A 26,400-nucleotide genomic window follows, 5' to 3' on the forward strand; every position below is an offset into this window, starting at 1 on the left:
ACAGCGCACAGCAGGGGGCGACATGGCACTGAACCACGACTTCATCGGCCGCACCCACGGGCCGAGCGAGGTCTACGAAGTCAGCCGGGAGAAGATCCGCGACTACGCGATCGCGACCGGCGACACCCATCCGGTCTACCTCGACCCCGAGGCGGCACGGGCGCTCGGCCACCCGGATGTCATCGCGCCGCCCTCCTTCGCCGTCATGCTCTTCTTCCGCTTCGGCGGCTGGCCGCTGTACGACCCCGAGTTCGGCAAGCGGAAGGAACCGGTGTGCGTGCACCGGGCCCAACGGGTCGAGCACCGAAGGCCGATCAGGCCGGGCGACCGGCTCGTGCAGACCACGACCGTCGACGACATGAGCGTGATGGGCGAACACGAGCAGTGGGTGATGACCCATCGGATCAGCACGGTGGACGGCGAGCACGTGTGCACCGTGGTCAACACGATCCTCTCCCGCGGCACCGCTGCCCTGCCCCGGGACCTGGGTGGGACACCCGCCCCGGCGCTCCAGGCCCAGGAGGTGTGACATGGCCGCCAAGGTCGCCCACGACGACATCGAGGTCGGCACCGAGATACCCGCCCAGGACATCACCGTGCGACGGATCGACCTGCTCCGCTACTGCGGGGCGTGCTCGGACTTCACCGCCACCCACTGGAACGAACGGATCGCCAAGTCCGTCGGCCTGCCCGACGTCATCGTCCACGGCACCTACACCATCGCCGCCGCCGTACGCGTCGTCACCGACTGGGTGGGCGACCCCTCGGCCCTGATCGAGTACAGCGTGCGCCGCTTCACCCGGCCGGTCGCCGTGCCCGACGACGACGCCGGGGCGACCATGCGGATCACCGGGGTCGTCGAGCGGAAGCTGGACGACCGCCGCGCCGTGATCCGGCTGCGCGCCCGCTTCGAGGGGCTGGAGGTGATGTCCGGGGCGCGAGCCGTCGTACGGCTCGCCTGAGCCCGCACCGCGCACCGCCGGGCCCCGGCCGGTGCCGCGTCAGACAGGGGGCCGCCCGACGCGGCGGCTGATGCGACAGAAGGAGCACAGACATGACCAGCACGGACATCGCCGCGGAGCGGGAGAACCAGATCAAGGAGCTCGTGGCGGACATCCTCGAACTCGAACCCGACGAGATGACCCGCACCAGCCGCTTCAAGGAGGACCACGAGGCCGACTCCCTGCTCGCCATCGAGATCCTCGCCTCCCTGGAGAAGACGTTCAAGATCACCATCGCCCAGCAGGAACTCGCCCGCATGGTGAACCTGGAGAGCGTGTACGAGGTGGTGGCCGAGGCCGCCGCGGCCCGGCAGTAGGCGGCGGCGTGTCACCGACCATGACACCGCGGCGCGTCGTCGTCACCGGCCTCGGCGCCGTGACCAGCATCGGGATCGGCGCCGAGGAGTTCCTCACCGGGCTGCGCGCCGGACGCAGCGGGGCCGGGCCCATCACCTCCTTCGACGCGAGCGGCTTCGACCACTCCCGGGCGTGCGAGATCACCGACTTCGACGCCGCCCGCTTCGTCACCCGGCTGCCGCTGCGCGAGTACGGCAGGGCGAGCCACTTCGCCGCCGCTGCCGCCCGGATGGCCGTGGCGGACGCGGCCCTCCCCATCGAGGACCTGCGCGCCGTCCGCTCGCTGGTCTCCGTCGGCACCACCGACGGCGAGTCCCGCGACCTCGACGGGCTGACCCGGCAGGAAGTGGAACTCGGCCCGGAGCGCATGGACCCGGTCGTGGCCCGCCGGGTCCCGGCCGGCCGGCTGTCGGTGGCCGCGGCACGGGAACTCGGGCTGGTCGACGTCGAGGCCGTGACCCTGCCGACCGCCTGCGCGGCCGGCAACTACGCCATCGGCTACGGCTACGACGCGGTGCGCACCGGCGAGTTCGAGTTCGCGCTGTGCGGCGGGGCGGACGCCGTCTGCCTGAAGACCTTCGCCGGCTTCTACCGCCTGGGCACCATCGCGCCCGAGCGCTGCCAGCCCTTCGACCGTGACCGCAAGGGCATCCTCACCGGCGAGGGCGCCGGCATGATGCTGCTGGAGAGCCTGGAGTCGGCCCTCGCGCGGGGCGCGCGCATCCACGCCGAGGTGCTGGGCTACGGCCTGAACTGCGACGCCGACCATCCGGTCGCGCCCAACGAGGACAGCTTCGCCCGCTGTGTGCGCCTGGCCCACGACAACGCCGGCGTCACCGCCGACGACGTCGACCTGATCTCCGCGCACGGCACCGGCACCAAGGCCAACGACGTCAGCGAGGCCCGTGCGATCCGTCAGGTCTTCGGCGGCACACCGCCCCGCATGGTCTCCATCAAGTCGATGATCGGCCACACCATGGGCGCGGCCAGCGCCCTCGCCGCGATCGCCTGCACCCTCGCCCTGCGCGAGGGCTTCATCCCGCCGACGATCAACCATGTGGAGACCGACCCGGAATGCGACATCGACTGCGTGCCCAACCGGGCGATCGACGCCGACCTGAAGGTGGTGCAGAACAACGCGCTGGCCTTCGGCGGCAACAACGCCGTCCTGATCCTGGGCCGTTACGAGCACGACGGCGCCCTGGACGCCCGCCTGGAGGAAAGGGGAGCGGCATGAACGGCCGTACGCCGCACGGAGGTTGCCGATGAGCACCGTGGGACCGGTCATCTCCGCCTGGTCGGCGGCTTCCGCGTTCGGCGTCGGACGAGAGGCGTTCAGCGCCGGCGTACGGTCGAAGCGGCAGGCCGTCACCACTGTGGACCCCGAGCGATGGGCCGCGCCCACCGACCGGGCCTGCCTCGTACCCGGCGGGGAGCCGCGCGAGTTGCTGGGCCGCAAGGGCACCCGGTCGATGGACCGGGTCACCGCGCTCGCCGTCGCCGCCGTGGGCCGGCTGCTCGACGACGGCCACGGCGCGCGCATCCCGGGGCTCGACGAGGACACCGGCCTGGTCCTCGGCACCTCGAACGGCAGCGTGGGCAGCATCATGAGCTTCACCCGGGACTCGCTGACCCAGGACCGGCCCTATCTGGTCGACCCCGCCCGCTTCCCCAACACCGTCATGAACTGCGCCGCGGGACAGTCGGCGATCCGGCACGGGCTGCGCGGGCCCAACGTGACCATCGCCGGGGGCCGGGCCTCCGCCCTGCTCGCCCTCAACCACGCCCAGCGGCTACAGCGCTGTGGCCACGCGCGCACCGTCGTGTGCGGCGCGGCCGAGGAGTTCTCCGCCGAACGCGCCTGGCTGGACTGGCACGCCCACGCCGGACGGGCACCGGCCGAGCCCGACGAGGCGCCGCTGACCGGTGAGGGGTGCGCGGTGCTGCTGCTCGAAGCGGGCAGCGACGCCGGCACCGGCGCCGCCCGGGCGCCTCTCGCCGAGGTGGCGGCCGTCGAGATCGCCCTGCCTGCCGACGAGAAGGACGCCGGACCCGTACTCGCCGACTGCGTACGCCGCGCCCTGCGGCGCACCGGCCTGACGGCGGCCGACCTGTGGGCCATCGCCCCCGCGGACACACCCGGACCGTACGCGGACCGGGAACGCACCGCGCTCGCCGAGGTGCTGGGCGACCACGACCCGCTCCGCCTGTCCTGCACCGACCTGCTCGGCGACACGGGCGCCGCGTCCGCCGCCTTCCAGATCGCCGCCCTCCTGGCGAGCGCCGAGGGCGATCCGACGGCGACCGGACGGCCGGCACTGGTCACCACCGCCGACCCCGACGGCGTGGTCGGCTGTGCCGTGCTGCGCCTCGCCTGAACCGCCTGCCGACCGACACCGTTCACGAGAGGATCACCCATGGACCACGACCGGCGGCCCGTCGCGCTGGTGACCGGCGGCTCCCGCGGCATCGGCCGCGCCGTCGTACGCCAACTCGCCGGGGACGGACACGACGTGGCCTTCTGCTACCGCGCCCGCTCCGACGCGGCCCGGGAGGTCGAGAAGGAGGCCGAGGAGCTCGGCGCCCGGGTCCTGTCCCGTCAGGTCGACGTGACCGACCCGGACGACGTCAGGGCCCTGGTCCGGGACGTCGAGGAGGAGTTGGGGCCCGTCGAGGTGCTCGTCACCTCGGCCGGAGTCACCCGGGACAACCCCGTGGTGACCATGACCGACGAGGACTGGCGACAGGTCCTGCGGATCAACCTGGACGGCACCTTCACCGCCTGCCACGCGGTGATCATGGGCATGATGAAGCGGCGGCGCGGGGTCGTCGTCACCCTGTCCTCGGTCTCGGGCGTCTACGGCAATCCCCGCCAGGCCAACTACTCCGCCTCCAAGGCCGGGATCATCGGCTTCACCCGCGCGCTCGCGAAGGAGGTGGGCGGCTTCGGCGTCCGGGCGAACGCCGTCGCGCCGGGATTCATCGAAACCGACATGACGGCGGTGCTGCGCGAGCGCGAACACCAACGGGCCGTCGACAGCGTGCCGTTGGGCCGGTTCGGCACGGTGGAGGAGGTGGCGGGACTGGTCGGGTTCCTGGCGTCGGACCGGGCGTCGTACATCACCGGAGCCGTGGTGCAGGTGGACGGCGGGATCACGATCTAGCGACCGACTGCATCCGACCGCATCCGACTGCGTCCGACTGCTCCGCCCGCGCCCGAGGAGGTCGCCATGGCGCCCGCACCGCGTCGTCCCCGTATGTACTTCTCCTTCCGCAGCCCGTACTCCTGGCTGGCCTTCCACGATCTCACCACCCACCGTCCGCATGTCGTGGACGCCCTGGAGTGGCGGCCGTTCTGGGAGCCCGACGCGCACAGCGAGCGGCTGCTCGCCGAGGCCGGCGGGCGCTTCCCCTACACGCCGATGTCACGCGAGAAGCACCTGTACATGCTCGGGGACGTGCGCCGCCTGGCCACCCGGCGCGGACTCACGGTGACTTGGCCGCAGGACGTCGAGCCCTGGTGGGAGGCGTCCCACCTCGCCTATGTGGTGGCGGCGGCCGAGGGGCGGGGCCTCGCGTTCATCGACCGCGTCTACCGCGCCCGTTGGCAGGAGAACCTCGACATCTGCGACCGCGCGACCATCGGCCGACTCGCCGCCGACGTCGGAGTCGACCCGGCCGCCGCGGCGAACGCCTCCGACGACGACCACGTCCGCGCCGAGGGCGTCCGGGCACTCCTCGACATCCACCGCGACGACGTCTTCGGCGTCCCGTTCTTCATCCACCGCCGCCAGAAGTTCTGGGGCGTCGACCGGCTCGCGGACTTCCTGGAGGCTCGGCGGTCGGCGGATGAGCCGTCGGGTGAGCAAGGCGTAGGCGCGCTGGTCGGGTGATCAGTCGGCTCAGCAGGGCCGCGGCCGGCCGTTCGGCCGAGTTGGCAAGTCCCGTCACCCGTCGGCAGATGAGCCGGTCCCGTCACCCGTCGGCAGATGAGCCAGGCGCGTCACCAGTCGGCCGARCRGCCGGCCGTGCTCCTGGTCGGCCGCGTCGGCAGTCGCCACGCGGATGTCGCCGTCGTCACCGGGCAGTCGCGCGGCGAGCAGATCGAGGCGGGTGTGCCAACGGGGCCCCCGTCGCGCGGGGGCGGCCGGCCGTGACATCGGGTGCGACCCATTCCGTCTTGCTCAGAGGGCGCCACCAACTCGAACGGCGCCATCGGCCCACCCGGTGCCGCCCACGCGCCGACGTCGTCGGACCACCCGACGTCGCCTGCTCCGCAGACCCCGCCTGCCCCTGGGACGCCACCAACTGACCCGATGTCACCCGCCCACCGGCACCATCGGCCCACCCGCCGCCCCAGCCCCGTCCAACTACCACCCCCTCGCCCTGCCCACGGACGCGCCACGCACCGCCCGTCCCACCGCGGCCGGCGACCGCCGCTTCCACACCTTCGCCCCCGACGTCACCGACCGCCTCACCGCCTTCGCGCGGGGCGCCGGCGTCACCCCCTTCATGGTCCTGCTCGCGGGACTGGCGGCCCTGCTGCACCGCACCACCGGCGCCACCGACGTCCCCATCGGCTCGGCCGTCATGAACCGCGACCTGCCCGGCCTGGAGAAGCTGATCGGCAACTTCGGCAACACCCTCGCCCTGCGCGCCGACCTCGCGGGCGACCCCGGATTCGCCGAACTCGTCAATCGGGCACGGCAGTTGTGCACCGACGGTTACGCCCACCAGGACATGCCCTTCGACCGACTGGTGGAGGTGCTGAAGCCGGAGCGGCAGCCGGGGCGCTCCGTCTACTTCGACGTCATGCTCCTCTTCCTCACCCAGGGACTCGAAGGGCCGCAGTTCCCCGGGGTGAGCGCCGAATGGGAGACCGTCCACAACGACACCACCCAGTTCGACCTGAGCCTGGAGGCGTTCCTGACGGGCGGCCGGCTGCGGATCGAGGCCACCTACAGCAGCGCCCTGTTCGCCCCGGACACCGTCGACCGACTGCTCCAGCACCTGGAGACACTCCTCGCCGCAGCCCTCAGCGACCCCGAACTCGCCCTGTTCCGCCTGCCGTTGATGACCGGCGCCGAGGAACACCGGGTCCTGGAGGAGTGGAACGCCACCGCCCACCCCGTCCCGGGCACCCACCTCACCGACCTCCTCTCCCGGCAGGCCGCACGCACCCCCGACGCCCCCGCCCTCATCGCCGACGACGGCACACCCGCCCTCGACCACGCCGGCCTGCATGCCCGCGCCAACCGCCTCGCCCGGCTGCTCATCTCCCGAGGAGTGGGCCCCGAGCACCTGGTGGGCGTCGCACTGGACCGCGGCACCGACCTCGTCGTGGCGCTGCTCGCCGTACTCAAGGCGGGCGCCGCTTACGTCCCGCTGGACACCGGATACCCCGCCGACCGGCTGGCGTTCCTGGTCGAGGACACCGCGCCCACCCTGGTACTGACCTGCGCACAGGCCGCCGGGAACCTGCCCGACCGGGCGCCCCTGCTGCTGCTCGACGCCCTGCCGAGCGACGACTTCGACACCGCGGAACTCACCGACGCCGACCGGCTCCAGCCCCTGCGCCCCGAGCACCCCGCCTATGTCATCCACACCTCCGGCTCCACCGGCCGCCCCAAGGGAGCCGTCGTCCCGCACGCGGCGATCGTCAACCGGCTGCTGTGGATGCAGGAGACGTACCAACTCGGTCCCGAGGACCGTGTGCTGCAGAAGACACCGGCCGGCTTCGACGTGTCCGTCTGGGAGTTCTTCGGGCCGTTGATCACCGGGGCCGTGCTGGTCCTCGCCCGGCCCGGCGGCCACCGCGACCCCGCCTACCTCGCCGAGCTGATCCATGACCGGCGGGTCACGACCGCGCACTTCGTCCCGTCGATGCTGCGGGTCTTCCTCGACGACCCGGCCGCCGAGCGGGCACGCGGCGTGCTGCGCCGGCTCGTGTGCAGCGGCGAGGCCCTGCCCACCGAACTCGCCGAGCGCTGCGCCGAGTCCCTCCCCGGCACCGAACTGCACAACCTGTACGGGCCCACCGAGGCCGCCGTGGACGTCACCGCCTGGCCCTGCGCCGAGGGGACGAGGTCCGCCGCCGGTTCCGTGCCGATCGGACGCCCGGTGTGGAACACCCGCACCCTCGTCCTGGACGCGTCCCTGCGCCCGGTGCCGCCGGGCGTCCCCGGCGAGCTCTACCTGGGCGGCGCCCAGCTGGCCCGCGGCTACCTCCGCCGCCCCGGCCTGACCGCCGACCGCTTCGTCGCCGACCCCTACGGCCCGCCCGGCGCCCGCCTCTACCGCACCGGGGACCTGGCGCGCTGGAGCGCGCAGGGGGCACTGGAGTTTCTCGGCCGGTCCGACGACCAGGTGAAGATCCGCGGCTTCCGTGTCGAGCCGGGCGAGACCGAGGCCGCCGTGGCCGCGCTGCCCGGAGTGTCCCAGGCAGCTGTGACGGTACGTCAGGATCAGCCGGGCGAACCGAGGCTGGTCGCCTACGCCGTCCCGCAGCCCGGGGCCACGCTGGAGCCGTTGCGGGTCAGGCACGCTCTCAAGGCGACGCTCCCCGAGCACCTGCTCCCCGCAGTGGTCGTGGTCCTCGACGACCTGCCGCTGACCCCCAACGGCAAGCTCGACCGCGCGGCCCTGCCCGCCCCCGACCTCTCCGACCTCACCACCGCCACCGCGCCCCGCACCGAGGCGGAGGCCACCCTGTGCGCCCTGTTCGCCGGCCTGCTCGGGCTGCCCTCCGTCGGCATCCACGACGAGTTCTTCGCCCTCGGCGGCCACTCCGTCCTGGCCACGCGCCTGGTCGCCCGGATCCGGGCCGAGCTGGGGGCTCTCGTCCCGCTGCGAGCTGTCTTCGACACCCCGACCGTGGCCGGACTCGCCCCGCTCCTCAAGCCCGCTGCCGCCGAGCGACGCCCCGCACTGCTGCCGGTCCGGCGTCCCGACCCGGTGCCGCTGTCCTCCGCGCAGGCCAGGCTCTGGTTCCTGTACCGGCTGGAGGGGCCGAGCCCGACGTACAACATCCACACCGCCGTACGCCTCAGGGGACGGGTCGACTCCGAGGCGCTGAGGACCGCGCTCCATGACGTCGTGACCCGGCACGAGGCGCTGCGCACGGTCTTCCCGGACGACGACGGCACGCCCTACCAGCGGATCCTCCCCGACCCGGCCGTGCCCTTCGCCGTCGTGCCGACCCGCGCCGACGCACTCGACGGGCTGCTGCGCGAGGCCGCCGCCCACTCCTTCGCGCTGGACACCGAGATCCCCGTACGGGCCACGCTGTACGCCCTGAGCCCGGACGAGCACGTCCTGTTCCTCCTCGTCCATCACATCGCGACCGACGGCTGGTCCGCGGAGCCGCTGCTGCGGGACCTGGAGACGGCCTACGCGGCAAGGCGGCACGGCATCCGCCCCGCATGGCCGCCGCTCGCGGTGCAGTACGCCGACTACACGCTCTGGCAACGGCAGTTGCTCGCGGACGGGCACGTGATCGACGCCGAACTCGACTACTGGGCACGTAAGTTGGAAGGAGTTCCGGAGGAACTCCAGCTGCCCGTCGACCGGCCGCGCCCGGCCGTCGCCGGATACCGGGCCGGTGCCGTGGACTTCGCGATCGACGCCGAGGTGCACGGGACGCTGAGGCACCTCGCGGCGGACGCCGGCGGCACCGTCTTCATGGCGCTCCAGGCCGCCCTCGCCGTCCTGCTCGGCCGTATGGGCGCCGGGGACGACATCCCCCTCGGCACGCCGGTCGCCGGACGGGGCGACGCGGCCCTCGACGACCTCGTGGGCCTCTTCGTCAACACCCTCGTGCTGCGCACCGACGTATCCGGCGACCCGACGTTCCGTACCCTGCTCGCCCGGGTGCGCGAGACCGACGTGGACGCCTACGCCCACCCGGAGCTGCCCTTCGAGCGGCTGGTGGACGCGCTCGCCCCGGCCCGCTCGATGGGACGGCATCCGCTGTTCCAGGTGATGCTCGCCCATCAGCAAGCCCCGGCGCAGACAAGGGACTTCGCGGGGCTGACGCTCGACGAACTGCGCGTCGACCACTACACGGCCAAGACCGACCTCGCCTTCCACGTCTTCGAGCGGCCGGACGGTGGTGGCGTCACCGGCTCGCTCGTGTACAGCCGCGACCTGTACGACCACGACACCGCCCAGGACATGGTGGAGCGGTTCGTGCGGCTGGTGGGCGAACTGGCCCGGCGCCCGGACGTGCCGGTAGCCCTCACCGACCTCCTCACCCCGCGTGAGCGCGCCCTGATGTTGGGGGAGTGGAACGACACCGCCCACCCGCTGCCCGCCACCACCCTGACCGCCCTGGTCGAGGAACAGGTCGCGAAGACTCCCAGGCTCACCGCCGTGGAGTACGGCATCGAGGGCGGCACACGACTGACGTACGGCGAGCTGAACGCGCGCGCCAACGCGCTGGCCCAGGAACTGCGTTCACTCGGGGTCGGGCCCGAGCGCCTCGTCGGCATCCATCTGGAACGCTCGGTGGAGATGGTCGTGGGACTGCTCGCCGTGCTGAAGGCGGGCGGGGCCTTCGTGCCGCTGGAGCCGTCCTGGCCGGCCCGCCGGATCGCCGAGGTGTGCCGGAGCGCGGCTCTGACGGCGGTGCTGGGGAAGCCGGGGCACGGCAGGGGCCTCGGGGACGACGCCCCACCCTTCGTGACGGTGCGCCTGGACGGCCCGGAACAGCACGAAAACCCGGCCGTGCCCGTCGATCCCGAGGGCCTGGCCTACGTCATCCACACCTCCGGCTCCACCGGCGTCCCCAAGGGCGCCATGATCCGCCACCGCGCCATCGCGCACCGGCTGCTGTGGCAGCGCGCTCTGCTCGGCTTCGGCACCGACGACGCGGCCCTGTTCAAGGCGCCGCTCGGCTTCGACATCTCCATCAACGAGATCTTCCTGCCGCTCGTGAACGGGGGACGTGTCGTCATCGCCGAGCCCGGCGGCGAACGCGACGTCGACTACCTCCTCGACACCGTCGAACGCCACCGGGTCACCTTCACCTACCTCGTCTCCTCGATGCTCGACCTGCTCCTGGAGCTGGACGGCTTCGCCGGGCGCGCCCGCTCGCTGAGGCACGTGTGGTGCGGCGGCGAGGTGCTCACCCCGGAGCTGTTCGCCCGCTTCCGCGCCGCGAGCCCCGCGGTGATGTACCACGGGTACGGGCCGGCCGAGGCCACCATCGGCGTCAGCCACGTCGTCTACCGCACCGGCGCCATCCGCAGCGCCGTCTCCATCGGACGGCCCAACGGCAACACCCGGCTGTACGTTCTGGACGACCGGCTCCAGCCGGTGCCGGTCGGGGTGCCCGGCGAGCTGTACGCCGGTGGCGTCTACCTCGGCCGCGGCTATGTGAACGACCCCCGCCGCACCGCCGACCACTGGGTGGCCGACCCGTTCGGCACGCCCGGCGAGCGGCTCTACCGCACCGGTGACCTGGTGCGATGGCAGCGCGACGGCACTCTGGAGTTCCTCGGCCGGGCCGACAACCAGGTGAAGATCCGTGGCATGCGGGTCGAGCTGGAGGAGATCGAGGCGATCCTCGAACAGCACCCGGGCGTCCGGCGCGGGGTCGTGGTGATCCGCGAGGACGCCCCCGGCGTCAAGCAGCTCGCCGGGTACTACCTGGCCGCCGGCGGCCCCGGCGACCTGCACACCTGGCTGCGGGAGCGGCTGCCCGAACACATGGTGCCGCGCACCCTCACCGCCCTGGACGCCTTCCCGCTGCTGCCCTCCGGCAAGGTCGACCGCGGCTCCCTGCCCGCGCCCGAGACCACGACCCTTGGCGCACCGACCCGCGAGCCCGCGGATGAACGCGAGCGCCGGCTCTGCGAGTTGTTCGCCTCAGTTCTCGGACGGAGCCACGTCGGCGTCGACGACAACTTCTTCGAGCTCGGCGGCGACAGCATCGTCTCCATCCGCCTGGTGACCCTGGCCCGCAAGGCCGGCATCGCGCTCAGCCCACGGCACGTCTTCCAGACACCGACCCCGGCCCGGCTGGCCGCCTCCGCCGAACGCACCGACACCGGTCCCGTCGACGACCCGATCGGCGAGGCGGCACCGACCCCGGTCATGCACTGGACGGCGGGCCCCGACGGTTCCCACGACGGGCTCGCCCAGGCGGTCCTGCTCGTGACCCCGCCGGATCTCACCTACGACGCCGCCGTCGACGTACTCCAAGCCGTGCTGGACCGCCACGACATGCTCCGGGCCCGGATGACGGACACGTTGGTGATACCCGGCGAAGGGGCGGTACGCGCGGGCGATCTGCTGGGCCGGGTGCGGGACGCGGCGCTCGACGATCAGCTGGCCGCCGCCGTGGACCGGCTCGACCCGGCCGCCGGGCGCATGCTCCAGGCCGTCTGGTTCACCGACTCGGGCCGGCTGCTCCTCGTGGCCCATCACCTGGTCGTCGACGGTGTGTCCTGGCGGATCCTCAGCTCCGCCCTGGCCGAGGCGTGGCAGTCGGGCGGGGCCCTCCCGCGCGGCGGCACCTCCTTCCGGACCTGGAGCAGACTTCTCGGCGAGGAGGCCCGCAAGCCCGACCGGGTGCGCGAACTGACCTGGTGGAACCGGGAGTTGGAGGGGGCGCGCCCCCTGCTGGAGCGTGACCTCGGCAGTACGGCGGGCGTGCGCGAACACACCCTCGTCCTCCCGGCCGACGTCACCGCCCCCCTGCTGACAGCCGTCCCCGCCGCCTATCACGCCGCCGCCCCCGACGTCCTGCTCACCGCCCTCGCCCTCGCCGTCGCGGCCTGGCGGGAGCGGCGCGGCGACGTGGCCGGTGGCCCACTGCTCGTCGGCCTGGAGGGCCACGGACGTGAGGAGCACATCGCCGAGGGCGTCGATCTGTCGGCCACCGTGGGCTGGTTCACGACCTTCCACCCGGTCGGCATCGACCCCGGCCCGCTGGACATCGACGAGGCGCTGTCCGGCGGGCCCGCCGCGGGCACCGCGATCAAGCGGGTCAAGGAGCAGCTGCGCGCCGTACCGGACCACGGACTCGGCTACGGCCTCCTGCGCCACCTCAACCCCGACACCGCGCCCGCACTGGAGAAACTTCCGCAACCGCAGATCCTCTTCAACTACCTGGGACGATTCGCCGCCTCCGGCTCGGCCGACGAACCCTGGGAGCTGGCCCCGGAGGCCCCCATGCTGCGGGTGCCGTCACCGCAGAGCGGCTTCGGTCTGGAGATCAACGCCGTCGCCGTCGAGGAGGCGGGCGACGTCCGGCTGCATGTATCCGCCTCCTGGCCGGACACGTTCCTGACCGAGTCCGAGGCGGGAGACCTGCTCGGGCTCTGGGAGCGCGCCCTGCACGGCCTCGCCCGGCACGCCGCCCACTCCCCGGCAGGCGCCCTCACCCCGTCGGACGTCCCCCTGGTCGAACTGACCCAGGAGGACATCGACGACTTCGAGAACGACCTCGACGACTTCTGAGCCACCACGGACGACTTCGGAGGAACCGGTGACGCAGCACCCCCCGACCGCGGACGAGCTGCTCCGTTCGGTCACCGACACCATCGGCTCGGATGCACCGCCGAGCGACGACGACAGCCTGATCGCCTGGGGCCTGGACTCGATCACCCTGATGAAGATCGCGGGCGGCTGGCGCAAGCGGGGCATCCGGATCAGCTTCGCCGAGCTGGCCAAGGATCCGACCCTGCGCGCCTGGCGGACACTGCTTCAGGCCCACGTCCCGGCGGTCCGGGCCGCGGGGAGCACCCCGGGCGCGGCACCCGCCCGGCCCGAGCCCCGCGAGCCCTTCCCGCTGGCCGTGATGCAGCACGCGTACTGGATCGGCCGCGGCGACGAGACCACGCTCGGCTCCGTCGCCGCCCACCTCTACGTCGAGTTCGACGGCGCCGGCGTCGACCCCGACCGGCTCGACGAGGCCGTGCGCGCCCTCGCCGCCCGCCATGGAATGCTCCGCGCCCGCTTCACCGACGACGGCCGCCAGCAGATCCTGCCCGACCTCGCCGGCCCCGCGACGACCGTCCACGACCTGCGCACGCCGGATGCCCGGACCGTGGCGGACCGGCTGGAGGAGGTCCGGCACGCCGCCTCGCACGCGCGCCTGGACATCGCCGCCGGCGAGGTCTTCTCCGTGCAGCTCTCCCTCCTGCCGGACGGCACGAGCCGGCTGCACGTGGACGTCGACATGCTCGCCGCCGACGCCCTGAGCTACCGGGTGCTCCTGTCCGACCTCGCCAAGCTCTACGAGAACCCCGGCGCCGCGCTGCCCCCGATCCGCACCAGCTATCCCGAGTACCTCGAAGAGCGCGCGGACGTACGGCGGCTGAGCCGGGAGCAGGCGCGCCAGTGGTGGCAGCGACGCATCCCCGAACTGCCGAGCGCCCCCGAACTCCCGCTCGTGCCCGAGGCGGAGCGCACGGACCCGACACGGGTGACCCGCCGGCACCACTGGCTGCCGCCCCAGGAGAAGCGGCGTCTGACCGCCCGCGCCCACCAGCACGGGCTGACCCCGGCGATGGCGGTGGCGACCGCCTTCTCGGAGGTCCTGGCGGCCTGGAGCGGACAGCCGCGGTTCCTGCTCAACGTGCCGATGTTCGACCGCAGGGGCTCCCATCCCGACGTCGACCTGCTCGTCGGCGACTTCACCAGCTCGGTGCTGCTCGACGTCGACCTGGCCGAGTCGGGCTCGTTCACCGAGCACGCACGGCGCCTCCAGGACCGTATGCACACCGACGCGGCGCAGTCCGACTACTCCGGCGTCGAGGTGCTGCGCGACCTGTCCCGGTACAACGGCGAACAGGTGCTGGCGCCCGTCGTGTTCACCAGCGCCCTCAACCTGGGCGAGCTCTTCGACGCGGGCGTGCGGCAGTCCTTCGGGAAGCCGGTGTGGATCATCTCGCAGGGGCCGCAGGTGCTGCTCGACGCCCAGGTCACCGAGGTCGACGGCGGTCTGCTGGTCAACTGGGACGTACGGGAGGACGCCTTCCCGGCCGGCATGGTCGACGCGATGTTCGCCGCCTTCCACGGGCTCGTCACCCGGCTCGGCACCGACCGCGCGGTCTGGGAGCAGCCGGTGCCCGCCCTGTTGCCGGCCGAGCAGACGGCACTGCGCGCGAAGGTCAACGCCACCGAGGGCCCGCGCAGTCACCGGCTGCTCCATCAGGGCTTCTTCGAGCGGGCCGGCGCGCAGCCGGATGCCCCGGCCCTGCTGTGGGGCACCGAAGGCGCCCTGTCCTACGGCGAGTTGGCCGACCGGGCGCTGCGGACCGCCGCCGCGCTGGGGGAGCGGGGCGTGCGGCCCGGCGACACGGTCGCGGTCAGTCTGCCCAAGGGGGCCGACCAGATCACCGCCGTCCTGGGCGTGCTGGCCGCGGGCGCCGCCTACGTGCCGATCGGCGTCGAGCAGCCGGCCGCCCGCCGCGACCGTATCCGCGCCACCGCGGGGTTCCGCGTCGCGCTGACCGACGGACGCCCGGTCGAGGGCCCGGACACCCTGCCGGTCGCCGAGGCGGTACGCGCCGCCCCGCTGCCGGAGCCGGTCGCGGTGGACGAGGAACAGCCCGCCTACGTGCTGTTCACCTCGGGATCCACCGGTGAACCCAAGGGGGTCGAAGTGCCGCACCGGGCGGCCATGAACACCATCGACGACCTCAACGACCGCTTCGGCGTGGGCCCTTCGGACCGCTGTCTCGCCCTGTCCGCCCTGGACTTCGACCTGTCCGTCTACGACGTCTTCGGGCTGCTGAGCGCGGGCGGCGCGGTCGTGCTCGTGGAGGACGGCGACCGGCGCGAGGCGAGCGAGTGGGCGGACCTCGTGCGCACCCACCGGGTCACGCTCCTCAACTGCGTGCCGCCGCTGCTCGACATGCTGCTGCTGGCCACCGCGCCCGGCGAACTCGCCGGTCTCCGGGCGGTGTTGCTCGGCGGGGACTGGGTCGGCACCGACCTGCCGGGGCGGCTCGCCGAGCGGGCGCCCGGCTGCCGGTTCACCGGTCTGGGCGGTACGACGGAGACCGCGATCCACTCCACGGTCTGCGAGGTGACGCAGGCTCAGGTCCCGGCGCACTGGCGGTCGGTGCCGTACGGCACCCCGTTGCGGGGCGTGCGCTGCCGGGTCGTCGACGCCCACGGGCGGGACTGTCCGGACTGGGTGCCGGGGGAGCTGTGGATCGGCGGGGACGGGGTGGCGCTCGGCTACCGTGCCGATCCCTCACGCACGGCGCAGAAGTTCACCGAGGCGGACGGGCTGCGCTGGTACCGCACCGGGGACCTCGCACGGTACTGGCCCGACGGCACCCTGGAGTTCGTCGGACGCCGGGACCACCAGGTCAAGGTGCGCGGCTTCCGGATCGAGCTGGGCGAGGTGGAGGCGGCGCTCGCCGCGCACCCCGCCGTACGGCGTGCCGTCGCCGGGCTGACCCGGGGGCAGGGCGTGCAGTTGGCCGCCGCGGTCGCCGCCGACGCCGGGACGGCCGAGGATGCGCTGCGGGAGTGGGTGCGCTCCGTGCTGCCGCCGCACATGGTCCCGGCCCGGGTCGCCGTGGCCGGGGAACTGCCCCTCACCTCCAACGGCAAGCTCGACCGCCGTGCCGTACAGGAGCTGTGGCGGGTGGCGGAGGCGGAACAGCACCGGGCACCCGGCACCGCCCTGGAGACGGTCGTGGCGAGCGTCTGGCAGGACGTCCTCGGCGTGGAACGCGTCGGCCTCGACGACGGCTTCTTCGCCCTCGGCGGCGACTCGGTCCTCGCCACCGTCATCGTCGGCCGGCTGCGCGAGACGCTGGACACCTCCGAGGTGACCGTGCGCTCCCTGTTCGCGACCCTCACGGCCGGCGGCATGGCCAAGCGGCTCTCGGCCGAGGAGCAGACGCCCGGACGGCTCGAACAGGTCGCCGCGATCCATCTGGAGATCGAGGGCATGTCGGCGGACGAGATCGACTCCGCACTGCGCGACACATGAGAAGGAGGGGTGAGGTGCCGCACGGCACCCCACCCCTCCTCCGATGCCCCCCTCGGGCCGTCAGTCGAGCTTCTTGAAGCCGGGCTCCAGGTTGTTCAGCGCCCACGGGATGCCCAGCGCCGACGGGCTGCGCAGCTGGCTGATGGTCGCGACGTCCGTCACGACGTACCGGCCGTCCTTCACCGCGGACATGTTCTTCACCAGGTCACTGGCCTCGAAGGCCTTCTTCAGGTCCGGCGTGGTGAACGCGATGATCGCGAGATCGGCGTCGAGCTTGTCCAGTTGCTCGAAGGACAGCTCACCGGTCGGGCTGCCGTTGACCGTCTTGATGTTCTTCACCGACGGCGTCAGGCTCATCCCGACCTGGCTCATCAGCTTGGCGGCGAAGTCCTCCTCGGAGGCGATGGTGAAGATCTTCGCCGGGGTGTTGCCGATGGACAGGCTGTAGGTCTTGCCCTGAAGCTTCGGATGCTTCGTCTGCACGGCGGCGATGCTGTCCTCGGTCTCCTTGATGACCTGCTCGCCCTGTTCCTTCTTGCCGACGGCCCGGGCGACCACCTGCACGTGCTCCTGCCAGGTCTGCTGCCCCCAGGCCGTCTCGTAGCCGATGGTCGGCGCCACCGCGGCGAGCTTCTTGTAGTCCTTGTCCAGGGTGAAGTCGGAGGTGGCGAGGATCAGGTCGGGCTGGAGGGAGGCGACCTTCTCGTAGTCGACGGCGGTGAGTGTGTCGAGCAGCTCGGTCTTCTTGGTGTCGATCCTGTCCTTGAGCCAGGGGTAGACACCGTCCGAGCTGAGGGCGTCCTTCGAGATGGCGACCGGTGTGACGCCGAGTGCGTACAGCGCGTCGATGTCGTCCGTGCCGCCGTTGCCGATCACCACGATCCGTTCCGGCGCCTTGGCGATCTTCGTGGTGGCGAACTTGTGCTTGATCGACACCGGGAAGGCGGACGAGGTGTCCGCCTTCGCGTCGCCCGAGGCGTCGGAGGAGGTGTTGGAGTCGTCCTTGACGGAGCCGCAGGCTGCCAGCGCGGCGGCCAGGGTGACGGTGAGAAGGGTGCTGAGAAGCTTTCTCGACATGCGCGCCAGTAAAGCAAGGTAAGCCTTGCCTTAGCAACGCGTATCGGACAACTTCTTTGATTCTGACCGTAGTTGACCTTGCGAGATCACGGTTGAGCGGTGAGATAGCCCCCCATCGTGCGGAAGTAGTCGGTCGCCGCGTACTCCGTGCCGTCGTCGGTGCGCAGCCGCTTGAGGACCAGCCCCGGGTGCCGGCCCGTGTGGGCGTCGGCGCCCGCGACGATGACGATGCCGTCGCCCTCGCGGATGAAGATGCGCCCGGAAGTGCCGCCGTAGCGGCCCTCGGAGACGGCGGCCGAGACGATCCGGATCCGCTGTCCGCGATGGAAGGTGTAGGCGTTGGGATACGGGTCCGACTGCGCCCGTACGAGGCGCTCCAGACGCTCCGCCGGCCAGCTCCAGTCGATGCGGCTGTCCTGCACCGAGCGCTTGTGGAAGAAGCTCGCGCGGCTGCGGTCCTGCGGCTGCCAGTGGGTGGCGTCCTTGCCGGACGCGATGAGGTCGAGGGACTCGCGCACGATGGGGGCGATGAGGTCGACGGTGCGGTGGAACAGGTCCGTCGCGGTGTCGGCCGGCCCGACGCCCACCGAGCGCTGCACCAGGATGTCCCCGGCGTCCAGTTCGGCGTTCATGCGGTGCGCGGTGACGCCGACGCGCTCCTCGCCGTTGATGAGCGCCCAGATGATGGGGGAGAAGCCCGCGTAGGACGGCAGCAGCGAATCGTGGACGTTGAGCGTGCCGTGCGGCGGCAGGTCGAAGAGCTCCGGCGGCAGCCAGGTGCGCCAGTTGTTGGCGACCAGGATGTCGGGCCGGGCGTCGCGCAGGGCGGCGAGGAGTTCGGGGTCGTCGGGGCGGTTGCGCAGGAGTACGGGGACGTCGTTCTTCTCGGCGAGTTCGGCGACGGAGTCGTCCCAGATCTTCTCGTAGGCGTGGTCGCTCTTGGGGTGGGTGACCACGAGGACGACCTCGTGGTCGGAGTCCAGCAGGGCCTGGAGTGTGCGGTGGCCCCAGGTCTGGTAGCCGAACATGGCGACGCGCATGCGGTTCTCCCCTTCGGCGGGCTCCATTGCAAGGTAAGGCTAACCTTATCTAACATGTGGCTGCCTGAGGGAGGCGATGCCACGGTGAAGTCACCGCTCACGGGATCGGACACCACCCACGACGTCCTCGGAATCGGTTTCGGGCCGTCAAATCTCGCACTGGCCATAGCGATTGACGAACACAACGCAGGCCTTCCGGCCGACCGTCGGATCAACGCCCTGTTCCTGGAGCGCCAGCCACGTTTCGGCTGGCACCGGGGGATGCTCATCGACGACGCCACGATGCAGGTGTCGTTCCTCAAGGACCTTGTCACGCTGCGCGATCCGGCCAGCGACTTCAGCTTCCTGTGCTTCCTGCGCGAACGCGGACGGCTGATCGACTTCCTGAACCAGAAGACCCTCTTCCCGCTCCGCGTCGAGTTCCACGAGTACTTCGAGTGGGCCGCCGAGCGGGTGCGCCACCTCGTGGCCTACGAGCACCACGTGAGCGCCATCGACCCCGTACGCGACGACACGGGCGCGGTCACGCACTTCGACGTCGTCTGCCGTGACCCCGAGCGCCCCGGGCGCACCCTCACCCACCGGGCCCGCGACATCAGCGTGGCGGTCGGTCTGGAACCCCATGTCCCGCCCGGCGTCGAACTCTCCGAACGCGTCTGGCACAACAGCCAGTTACTGCCCAGCGTCACCGAACTCGCCGCCTCCGGTGCCCCGGTGCGCCGCGCGGTCGTCCTCGGCGCCGGGCAGAGCGCCGCCGAGACCGTCGACTATCTGCACCGTTCCTTCCCGCAGGCCGAGGTCTGCGCGGTGTTCGCCAAGTACGGCTACACCCCGGCCGACGACAGCCCGTTCGCCAACCGCATCTTCGACCCGGAGGCGGTGGACGTGTACTTCGGCGCGCCCTCCGAGGTGAAACAGTCCCTGTTCGACTATCACCGCTCCACCAACTACTCCGTCGTCGACATGGAGTTGATCGAGTCCCTGTACGCCACCGCCTACCAGGAGAAGGTCGCCGGCCGGGAGCGGCTGCGCTTCCTCAACGTCTCCCGCATCCGCGACGTACGACAGCGCGGCGACGGCGTGCTCGACGTCTCGGTGGAGTTCCTGCCGACCGGTCGGGAGCAGGTCCTGGAGGCCGATGTGCTGGTGCACGCCACCGGATACCGGCCCCGCGACCTCACCGCCCTGCTCGGCGAGGCGGCGAAGGTCTGTCTGCGGGACGACGGTGACGCCATCCGTGTCTCACGCGACCACCGGGTGCAGACCGCGCCCGACGTCACCGCGGGGATCTATCTCCAGGGCGGCACCGAGCACACCCATGGGCTCACCTCGACCCTGCTGTCGACTACAGCGATCCGCGCGGGGGAGATCCACCGCTCCCTGCTGGACCGTCGCACGGCATCCGTCTGAACCGGTCAGACCGCTTCCGCCGCGGGCACGGCGGGGTCGAAGACCGCCACCACCCGGTCCGTGGACGTCACCGCCCCGCACGTGTCCGCCACCCACTCCAGCGCGAACCCATGGCTCCCGGCCGACGCGTCGGCGATGGCGTCCGCGACGACGAAGGGCTCCAGGTCCTGCACCCAGGCGTCCGCGGCCGTCATCAGCACCCCGACCCGGGCGAACAGCCCCGCTATCACGACCTGATCGCGCCGCAGGTCGCGCAGCCGGCCGTCCAGCCGGGTCCGGGCGAACGCGCTGTGCTTGCGGGCGGTGAGCACGCAGTCCCCGGTGCGCGGCTCGACCTGCTCCGCGAACGCCTCGCCGTCCCGGTCGGCCGGCCCGCCCGGTCGCCGTACGTACAGGGCGGGTCCGCGCTCCCCGGCGGGCACCGAGTGGACGACGGGCACGCCCGCGGCATGCGCGGAGTCCACCAACCGGGCGGTGTTCGCGAGGAGTTCGGCGACCGGGGCGCCCTCCTGCGCCAGGACCCGCACGAAGCGCCTTTGTAAGTTCAGGACCACGAGCGCCGCACGGCCCGGATCGAGGGTCCACCCCGTGGTGTCGTCGGGCAGCATGGCGGGGGTCGGCATGACGTACGGGAAGATCGAGCCAGTCGTCATCTCGGGTTGCCCTTCGGTGAGTTGGGGAACCCTTCTTAGGTTAGCCTCACCTAAGTTCGATGTCTTGCCGATAACACCTGTGAACGCGCCTATCCCAGGGCACGGTCCAGGTTGAACGCGGCACTGATCAGCGCGAGATGGGTGAACGCCTGCGGGAAGTTGCCCTGTTGCTCGCCCGTCTGGCTGATCTCCTCGGCGTACAGGCCCAGATGGTTGGCGTACGTCAGCATCTTTTCGAAGGCCAGCTGCGCCTCGTCGACCCGGCCGGCCCGGACCATGGCCTCGACGTACCAGAACGAGCAGATCGAGAACGTGCCCTCGTCGCCGCGCAGTCCGTCGGGGCTGGCCGCCGGGTCGTAGCGGTAGACCAGCGAGTCCGACACCAGGTCCTGGGTGAGGGCGTCCAGCGTGGACAGCCACTTGGGGTCGGTCGGCGCGATGAACTTCGTCAGCGGCATCATCAGCACCGACGCGTCGAGTACGTCGCTGTCCTCGTGCTGGACGAACGCCTGGCGCGTCTCGGACCAGCCGCGCTTCATGATCCGCCGGTAGATCGTGTCCCGCGTCTCCTGCCAGCGCGGCAGATCGGCCGGCAGACCGCGCCGGTTGGCCGTGCGGATGGCCCGCTCGATCGCCACCCAGCACATCAGCCGCGAGTACAGGAACTTCTTGCGGCCGCCGCGGGTCTCCCAGATGCCCTCGTCGGGCTGGTCCCAGTGCTCACACACCCACTCCACCAGCGCGCACACGTCGTCCCACTGGTCGCTGGAGATGGGCTGCGCCCACTTGTCGTAGAGGTAGATCGAGTCGATCAGCGCGCCGTAGATGTCGAGCTGGAGCTGGTCGGAAGCGGCGTTGCCGATGCGCACCGGGGCGGAGCCGAGGTGGCCCTCCAGATGGTCGAGTTCGCGTTCGGGCAGATCGGTGCGGCCGTCGATGCCGTACATGATCTGCAACGGACCGGTGGGCGAGCCGTCGCCCCGGCTGACGTGGTCGGTCAGGAACTTCATGAAGGCCTCGGCCTCGGTCGTGAAGCCCAGCCGCAGCATCGCGTACACGCAGAATGCCGCGTCGCGCACCCACATGTACCGGTAGTCCCAGTTGCGTTCGCCGCCCAGCTGCTCGGGCAGGCTCGTCGTCGGCGCGGCGACGATGGCGCCGGTGGGCGCGTAGGTGAGGAGCTTCAGGGTCAGGGCGGAGCGGTGCACCATCTCCCGCCAGCGGCCCCGGTACTTGGAGGCGGACAGCCACTTCCGCCAGTACTCGACCGTGCTGTGCAGCTGCCGCTCGGCTTCGGACCGCGCACAGCGGCGGAGGTTCACCGCACCGCCGACCTGGTCCAGCGCGAACACCGCCGAATCGCCCTCGGAGATCTTGAAGTCGGCGTACACGTCCGGCCCGTCGATCTCCAGCGGCACGGTCGACGTCAGCGCTAGCGACAGCGGGTCGGCCTCGAAGACCGCGACCTCGCCCTGCATGCGGACGGTGTGCTGCCGGGTGCCGTACTCGAAGCGCGGCGCGACCCGCGCGCGGAACGGGATCGAGCCGCGTACGCACACCACCCGCCGGATCAGCCGATGCCGCTCGACCTCGGCCGGGTTGCCGTCCATCGGCATGAAGTCCTGGATCTCGCCGACGCCGTCCTCGGTGAAGAACCTGGTGATCAGGACGTTCGTGTCGGGGAAGTAGAACTGCTTGGTCCGGGCCGGCACCGTGGCCGCCAGCTCGAAGCAGCCGCCCCGCTCGGCGTCCAGGATCGCCGCGAAGACGCTGGGCGCGTCGAAGGAGGGGCAGCAGTACCAGTCGATGGTGCCGTCCATGCCCACCAGGGCCACGCTGCGCAAGTCGCCGATCAGGCCGTGGTCGGCGATCGGCACATAGCGCGACGCGGCCGGTGTGGCCGTCTCGATCGGAGTAGTGCTCATCGCAGCCTCCCTGGCCCGCCATGCGCCTCGGTCCCAGGGTAGGTGGAATCGGCCGCGGGAGGGTCGGGGTGGTGCCTGGTTCCTGTGGTTCGGGGGCTCAGACCGCGATGACCCGCACGCCCGCCTCCTCGAAGCGCCGCAGTGTCTCCGGTTCGGCCGCCGTGTCCGTGACCAGCGTGTCCACGGCGTCGGCCGCACAGATCCGGGCGAACGCGCGCCGGCCCAGCTTGCTGGAGTCCGCCGCGACGATCACCCGCGCGGCGCGCTCGCACAGCAGCCGGTTGATCGCCGCCTCCGCCTCGTCGTGCGCGGCCGCGCCGTGCGCGGCGTCGAAGGCGACCACGCCGAGGACCGCCACGTCGATCGTGATCTGGGCGAGCACCGCGTCCGCGAGCGGCCCGATGAGCTCGTACGACTGGGGGCGGGCGACCCCGCCGGTGACCACGATCTTGAACTGGGGGCGCACGGCGAGCTCATTGGCGATGTTGAGCGCGTTCGTGACGACGGTCAGCGCGGGCGAGCCCGACGTCAGGTCGCTGCGCACGGCCAGGGCGCGTGCCACCTCGGTGGTCGTCGTGCCGCCGGTCAGACCGACCGCCTCGCCGGGCGCGATGAGGTCGGCCACCGCCTTGGCGACGCGCTGCTTCTCCGAGGCGTGACGGGCCGTCTTGTAGCGCAGCGGCAGTTCGTACGACACTCCGTGCACGACCGCGCCGCCCCGCGTGCGCACGAGCATCTGCTGTTCCGCCAACTGGTCGAAGTCACGGCGGATCGTGGCGGACGACACCTCCAGCTCGGCGGCCGCCTGTTCGACGTCCAGCCGGCCCCGCTCGACGAGCAGCTCCAGCAGCGCCTTCCAGCGGGCGTCGCGCGACATCCGCCCTCCATTCCTCGGCATTCCTCGACCTGGCGGTGACCTTAGCGCACTCCCATTCCACCCCGGTGCTTGATTTTGCTCGAAAGCTCGCTATATCTTGCAGAAAAAAGCATGAAGGTTCATGGAAGCCCGGAGGATGGCGCATGACGCATGTCGAGGACGAGCTCAACAGCCAGCCGGAGTGCTGGACGCGCGCCGCGGCCGAGGCGGCCGGCCACCGCGGAGCGCTGCCGGCGGCGGGGGAGCGGGTCGCGGTCGTCGGCTGCGGGACGTCGTACTTCATGGCGCAGGCGTTCGCCGCCCTGCGCGAGGGCTCGGACCAGGGAGAGACCGACGCCTTCGCCGCGTCGGAGTTCCCGCACGGGCGCACCTACGACCGTGTCCTCGCCCTCACCCGATCCGGCACCACCACCGAGGTCCTCGACCTGCTGGCGCGGCTGAAGGGGCGCACGCCCACCACGGCGATCACCGCCGACCCGGACACGCCCGTCATGGCGGCCGCCGACGACGTCGTCGTCCTCGACTACGCGGACGAAAGGTCCGTCGTGCAGACCCGCTTCGCGACCACCGCCCTCACCCTGCTGCGCGCCCACCTCGGCCTGCACACGGACGCCGCGGTGGCCGACGCGCGCACGGTGCTCGCCGACGCTCTGCCCGAAGGGCTCGTGGAGTGCGGGCAGTTCACCTTCCTCGGCCGCGGCTGGACCGTGGGACTGGCGAACGAGGCCGGGCTGAAGATGCGCGAGGCGTCGCTGTCCTGGACCGAGGCCTACCCGGCCATGGAGTACCGGCACGGTCCGATCAGCATCACCACCGGCGGCACCGCGGCCTGGATGTTCGGCGAGGCGCCCGAGGGGCTGGCGGAACAGGTGCGCGCCACCGGCGGACTGTGGATCGAGGGCCGCCTCGACCCCCTCGCCGAACTGGTCCGCGCCCAGCGGCTCGCCGTCGCCGTCGCCGCGGCCCGCGGCCTCGACCCGGACCAGCCCCGCCACCTCACCCGGTCGGTGATCCTCGCGCCCTGACGCGTCCGCCCCACGCACCGAGACAGGAACAGGAGAAAGGACAGGCCGTGCCCCTCGCGACCACCGGCGAGCTCATCACCCGTGCCGCCGCAGCCCGTTCAGCCGTCGCCGCTTTCAACGTCATCACCCTGGAGCACATCGAGGCCGTCATCGCCGGTGCGGAGTCGATGAGTTCGCCCGTCGTCCTCCAAGTCAGCGAGAACGCCGTCAAGTTCCGCTACGGACGGCTGCTGCCGCTCGCCCGCGCGGCCGTCGCCGCCGCCGAACGCGCCGGCGTGCCCGTCGCGCTGCACCTCGACCACGTCCAGAGCGACGACCTGCTGCGCCAGGCGCCGGACGCCGGGTTCAGCTCCGTGATGTACGACGCGGCCCGGCTGCCGTACCTGGAGAACCTCGCCGCCACGAAGGCGGCCGTCGACTGGGCGCACGCCCAAGGCCTGTGGATCGAGGCCGAGTTGGGGCGCCTGGGCGGCAAGAGCGGCGAGCCGCCCCTGGACGCCCACGCCCCGGGTGCCCGCACCGACCCCACCGAGGCCCACGCCTTCGTCACCGACTCCGGCGTCGACGCCCTCGCCGTCGCGATCGGCAGCTCGCACGCCATGACGACCCGCACCGCCACCCTCGACCACGACCTCCTCAAGCGCCTCGCCGCCGCCCTGGACGTCCCCCTCGTCCTGCACGGCTCCTCCGGCGTTCCCGACGACGAACTGACCGCGGCGGTCGCGGGCGGTATCGCCAAGGTCAACGTCGGTACGGCCCTCAACATCGCCATGACCAGCGCGATCCGCGACTTCCTCGCCGCCCATCCCGAGGCGGTCGACTCGCGCAAGTACCTGAGCGTGGGCCGGGAGGCGATGGTGCGGGCGGTGGCCGACATCATCGGGGTGCTGGGGGCTCGCTGACCCGGCCGCCGACGCGGGCCGTGACGGCTAGCGCTTGACGGCCCGCAGCACCACGAACTTCGGGTCCCCGGCGACCAGTTCACTGTTCCCGAACAGCCGCCGCAGCTTCACGTGGTACCCGAGATGCCGGTTGCCGATCACCCACAGTTCGCCGCCCGGCCGCAGCGCGCGCTTGGCGCCCGTGAACATCCGCCAGGCCGTCGCGTCGGTCGTCGCCTGGTGCGAGTGGAACGGCGGGTTATTGAGCACCAGGTCGACACTCCCGGCCGGCACGCCCGCCATCCCGTCCCCGACCCGGAACTCGGCGTGCCCCGGCACCCCGTTCGCCCGGTACGTCGCCTCCGCCGAGGCCACGGCCTGGAACGACTCGTCCACGAACAGCACCTCGGCCTCGGGGTTCGCCAGCGCCACCGCCGTACCGACGATGCCGTTGCCGCACCCGAGGTCCACCACCCGCCGGGCGCCCTTGCCGTCCGGCAGATGCCCCAGGAAGAACCGCGTCCCGATGTCGAGCCGGTCGGCGCAGAAGACGCCCGCGTGATTGACGACCGTGCTGTGCGAGACCGCGCCGATGCCGTCGGGGAGCGTGTAGGTGTACGGCCACGGGTTGACGGGCGGCTCCGGCACCGGCTCGGGGGTGCAGAAGATCAGCCGGGCCTTCTTCTGCGCGAGCGAGGTGCGGGTCGGGCCGAGCACCCGCTCGAACAGCTGGAGCGTCGAGGTGTGGATCTCCTTCACCATGCCCGTGCCGACCACCACCGTGCCCTCGTGCACCGCGGGCGCCAGCCCGATCAGCTGGTCCTCCAGCAGCGCGAGGCTCTTGGGCACCCGCACCAGCAGGACGTCGACCCGGTCCGGCGGCGGGTCCTGCGTGGTGAGAAGCCGGACGGTGCCGGGCTCGACGCCGTGCCGGGCGAGGTTCGCGCGGGTCGCCTCCTGCGTCAGGTACGAGTCCGTGATCTGTGTCGGCCGGTGCCCGGCGAGCGCCGTGACCAGGGCGCCCCAGCGGTCGCCGACGACCACGACCGTGCCGGACAGCGAGATGTCCCGCTCCGCCAGGTGCCGCAGCAGGTACTCGTCGGAGGCGTCCCAGGCACGCAGCCTGTCGCGCGGGTCCTCGGGGAATCGGGTCAGCGCGAGTTCGCCCCACGGCGTCGTCATACGGTCGTTCATC

The 26,400-nt window shown here is 71.9% G+C and carries 18 protein-coding genes; 12 read left to right on the forward strand and 6 right to left on the reverse strand.

All coding sequences use genetic code 11. The features are described from left to right. The first annotated feature begins 22 nt into the window (after nt 1-22). The 9 genes from EAO75_RS27080 to EAO75_RS27120 all read left to right on the forward strand — a co-directional run bounded on the left by EAO75_RS27080 (nt 23) and on the right by EAO75_RS27120 (nt 16,317). The gene (locus EAO75_RS27080; RefSeq protein WP_147997617.1) at nt 23-529 is read left to right on the forward strand and encodes a MaoC family dehydratase N-terminal domain-containing protein; all 507 of its coding nucleotides are present in this window, start codon (nt 23-25) and stop codon (nt 527-529) included. A gap of 1 nt (nt 530) precedes the next feature. Beyond that, a complete protein-coding gene (locus tag EAO75_RS27085) occupies nt 531-962 on the forward strand; it encodes a MaoC/PaaZ C-terminal domain-containing protein (protein ID WP_147997618.1) in 432 nt (143 codons plus the stop codon). A 92-nt stretch (nt 963-1,054) separates the two neighbouring features. Beyond that, nucleotides 1,055-1,318, forward strand: a complete 264-nt coding sequence (locus EAO75_RS27090; RefSeq protein ID WP_147997619.1) for an acyl carrier protein — start codon at nt 1,055-1,057, stop codon at nt 1,316-1,318. 20 nt (nt 1,319-1,338) lie between these two features. Next, complete coding sequence (locus EAO75_RS27095) at nt 1,339-2,595, forward strand: beta-ketoacyl-[acyl-carrier-protein] synthase family protein (protein ID WP_147998097.1); 1,257 nt, start codon at nt 1,339-1,341, stop codon at nt 2,593-2,595. 28 nt (nt 2,596-2,623) lie between these two features. Further along, the gene (locus EAO75_RS27100) at nt 2,624-3,736 is read left to right on the forward strand and encodes a beta-ketoacyl synthase N-terminal-like domain-containing protein (RefSeq protein WP_147997620.1); all 1,113 of its coding nucleotides are present in this window, start codon (nt 2,624-2,626) and stop codon (nt 3,734-3,736) included. A 39-nt stretch (nt 3,737-3,775) separates the two neighbouring features. Beyond that, nucleotides 3,776-4,522: a 3-oxoacyl-[acyl-carrier-protein] reductase gene (gene fabG / locus EAO75_RS27105; protein WP_147997621.1), complete on the forward strand. Its 747-nt coding sequence runs from the start codon at nt 3,776-3,778 to the stop codon at nt 4,520-4,522. Between the two features lie 66 nt (nt 4,523-4,588). Then, nucleotides 4,589-5,251 (forward strand): 2-hydroxychromene-2-carboxylate isomerase, encoded by a 663-nt coding sequence (locus EAO75_RS27110; RefSeq protein ID WP_147997622.1) that lies wholly within the window; start codon nt 4,589-4,591, stop codon nt 5,249-5,251. 334 nt (nt 5,252-5,585) lie between these two features. After that, entirely contained in the window at nt 5,586-12,821 is a 7,236-nt protein-coding gene (locus tag EAO75_RS27115) for a non-ribosomal peptide synthetase (protein WP_261989421.1), read from the forward strand. A 28-nt stretch (nt 12,822-12,849) separates the two neighbouring features. Then, entirely contained in the window at nt 12,850-16,317 is a 3,468-nt protein-coding gene (locus tag EAO75_RS27120; RefSeq protein ID WP_147997624.1) for a non-ribosomal peptide synthetase, read from the forward strand. 60 nt (nt 16,318-16,377) lie between these two features. Here the strand turns inward: EAO75_RS27120 and EAO75_RS27125 are convergent, their stop codons facing one another. Next, nucleotides 16,378-17,394, reverse strand: coding sequence for an iron-siderophore ABC transporter substrate-binding protein (locus EAO75_RS27125; protein WP_147997625.1), 1,017 nt, complete (start codon nt 17,392-17,394; stop codon nt 16,378-16,380). An 86-nt stretch (nt 17,395-17,480) separates the two neighbouring features. After that, nucleotides 17,481-18,434: a methionyl-tRNA formyltransferase gene (locus tag EAO75_RS27130; protein WP_147997626.1), complete on the reverse strand. Its 954-nt coding sequence runs from the start codon at nt 18,432-18,434 to the stop codon at nt 17,481-17,483. 84 nt (nt 18,435-18,518) lie between these two features. Between EAO75_RS27130 and EAO75_RS27135 the strand changes: the two genes are divergently transcribed. Continuing rightward, nucleotides 18,519-19,844 (forward strand): lysine N(6)-hydroxylase/L-ornithine N(5)-oxygenase family protein, encoded by a 1,326-nt coding sequence (locus tag EAO75_RS27135; RefSeq protein ID WP_147997627.1) that lies wholly within the window; start codon nt 18,519-18,521, stop codon nt 19,842-19,844. 5 nt (nt 19,845-19,849) lie between these two features. On the opposite strand, the gene EAO75_RS27140 is transcribed toward EAO75_RS27135, so the two are convergent. From EAO75_RS27140 to EAO75_RS27150, 3 genes are all read right to left on the reverse strand, one after another. Beyond that, nucleotides 19,850-20,497, reverse strand: coding sequence for an isochorismatase family protein (locus EAO75_RS27140; protein WP_147997628.1), 648 nt, complete (start codon nt 20,495-20,497; stop codon nt 19,850-19,852). Nucleotides 20,498-20,586: 89 nt separating this feature from the next. Then, on the reverse strand, nt 20,587-22,422 hold the full coding sequence (locus EAO75_RS27145; protein ID WP_147997629.1) for a glycoside hydrolase family 15 protein: 1,836 nt from the start codon (nt 22,420-22,422) through the stop codon (nt 20,587-20,589). A 97-nt stretch (nt 22,423-22,519) separates the two neighbouring features. After that, nucleotides 22,520-23,299 (reverse strand): DeoR/GlpR family DNA-binding transcription regulator, encoded by a 780-nt coding sequence (locus tag EAO75_RS27150; protein WP_147997630.1) that lies wholly within the window; start codon nt 23,297-23,299, stop codon nt 22,520-22,522. Between the two features lie 143 nt (nt 23,300-23,442). Here EAO75_RS27150 and EAO75_RS27155 point away from each other — a divergent pair, with 143 nt between their 5' ends. Together EAO75_RS27155 and EAO75_RS27160 are read left to right on the forward strand one after the other, a co-directional pair. Beyond that, nucleotides 23,443-24,324 (forward strand): SIS domain-containing protein, encoded by an 882-nt coding sequence (locus tag EAO75_RS27155; protein WP_147997631.1) that lies wholly within the window; start codon nt 23,443-23,445, stop codon nt 24,322-24,324. A gap of 47 nt (nt 24,325-24,371) precedes the next feature. Further along, complete coding sequence (locus EAO75_RS27160) at nt 24,372-25,226, forward strand: ketose-bisphosphate aldolase (protein WP_147997632.1); 855 nt, start codon at nt 24,372-24,374, stop codon at nt 25,224-25,226. A 27-nt stretch (nt 25,227-25,253) separates the two neighbouring features. Here EAO75_RS27160 and EAO75_RS27165 read toward each other — a convergent pair whose 3' ends face one another. After that, a complete protein-coding gene (locus EAO75_RS27165) occupies nt 25,254-26,387 on the reverse strand; it encodes a methyltransferase (RefSeq protein ID WP_147998098.1) in 1,134 nt (377 codons plus the stop codon). Nucleotides 26,388-26,400 lie beyond the last annotated feature (13 nt).

Origin of the sequence: Streptomyces sp. UW30 (assembly GCF_008042075.1) — a bacterium.
Classification (GTDB): domain Bacteria; phylum Actinomycetota; class Actinomycetes; order Streptomycetales; family Streptomycetaceae; genus Streptomyces.

Bases quoted from the DNA above. Each gene is read 5' to 3' on its own strand.
- EAO75_RS27080 (WP_147997617.1), top strand. From the start codon at position 23: ATGGCACTGAACCACGACTTCATCGGCCGCACCCACGGGCCGAGCGAG.
- EAO75_RS27125 (WP_147997625.1), bottom strand. From the start codon at position 17,394: ATGTCGAGAAAGCTTCTCAGCACCCTTCTCACCGTCACCCTGGCCGCC.
- EAO75_RS27090 (WP_147997619.1), top strand. From the start codon at position 1,055: ATGACCAGCACGGACATCGCCGCGGAGCGGGAGAACCAGATCAAGGAG.
- EAO75_RS27145 (WP_147997629.1), bottom strand. From the start codon at position 22,422: ATGAGCACTACTCCGATCGAGACGGCCACACCGGCCGCGTCGCGCTAT.
- EAO75_RS27100 (WP_147997620.1), top strand. From the start codon at position 2,624: ATGAGCACCGTGGGACCGGTCATCTCCGCCTGGTCGGCGGCTTCCGCG.
- EAO75_RS27085 (WP_147997618.1), top strand. From the start codon at position 531: ATGGCCGCCAAGGTCGCCCACGACGACATCGAGGTCGGCACCGAGATA.
- EAO75_RS27095 (WP_147998097.1), top strand. From the start codon at position 1,339: ATGACACCGCGGCGCGTCGTCGTCACCGGCCTCGGCGCCGTGACCAGC.
- EAO75_RS27130 (WP_147997626.1), bottom strand. From the start codon at position 18,434: ATGCGCGTCGCCATGTTCGGCTACCAGACCTGGGGCCACCGCACACTC.
- EAO75_RS27150 (WP_147997630.1), bottom strand. From the start codon at position 23,299: ATGTCGCGCGACGCCCGCTGGAAGGCGCTGCTGGAGCTGCTCGTCGAG.
- fabG (WP_147997621.1), top strand. From the start codon at position 3,776: ATGGACCACGACCGGCGGCCCGTCGCGCTGGTGACCGGCGGCTCCCGC.
- EAO75_RS27165 (WP_147998098.1), bottom strand. From the start codon at position 26,387: ATGACGACGCCGTGGGGCGAACTCGCGCTGACCCGATTCCCCGAGGAC.
- EAO75_RS27155 (WP_147997631.1), top strand. From the start codon at position 23,443: ATGACGCATGTCGAGGACGAGCTCAACAGCCAGCCGGAGTGCTGGACG.
- EAO75_RS27140 (WP_147997628.1), bottom strand. From the start codon at position 20,497: ATGACGACTGGCTCGATCTTCCCGTACGTCATGCCGACCCCCGCCATG.
- EAO75_RS27110 (WP_147997622.1), top strand. From the start codon at position 4,589: ATGGCGCCCGCACCGCGTCGTCCCCGTATGTACTTCTCCTTCCGCAGC.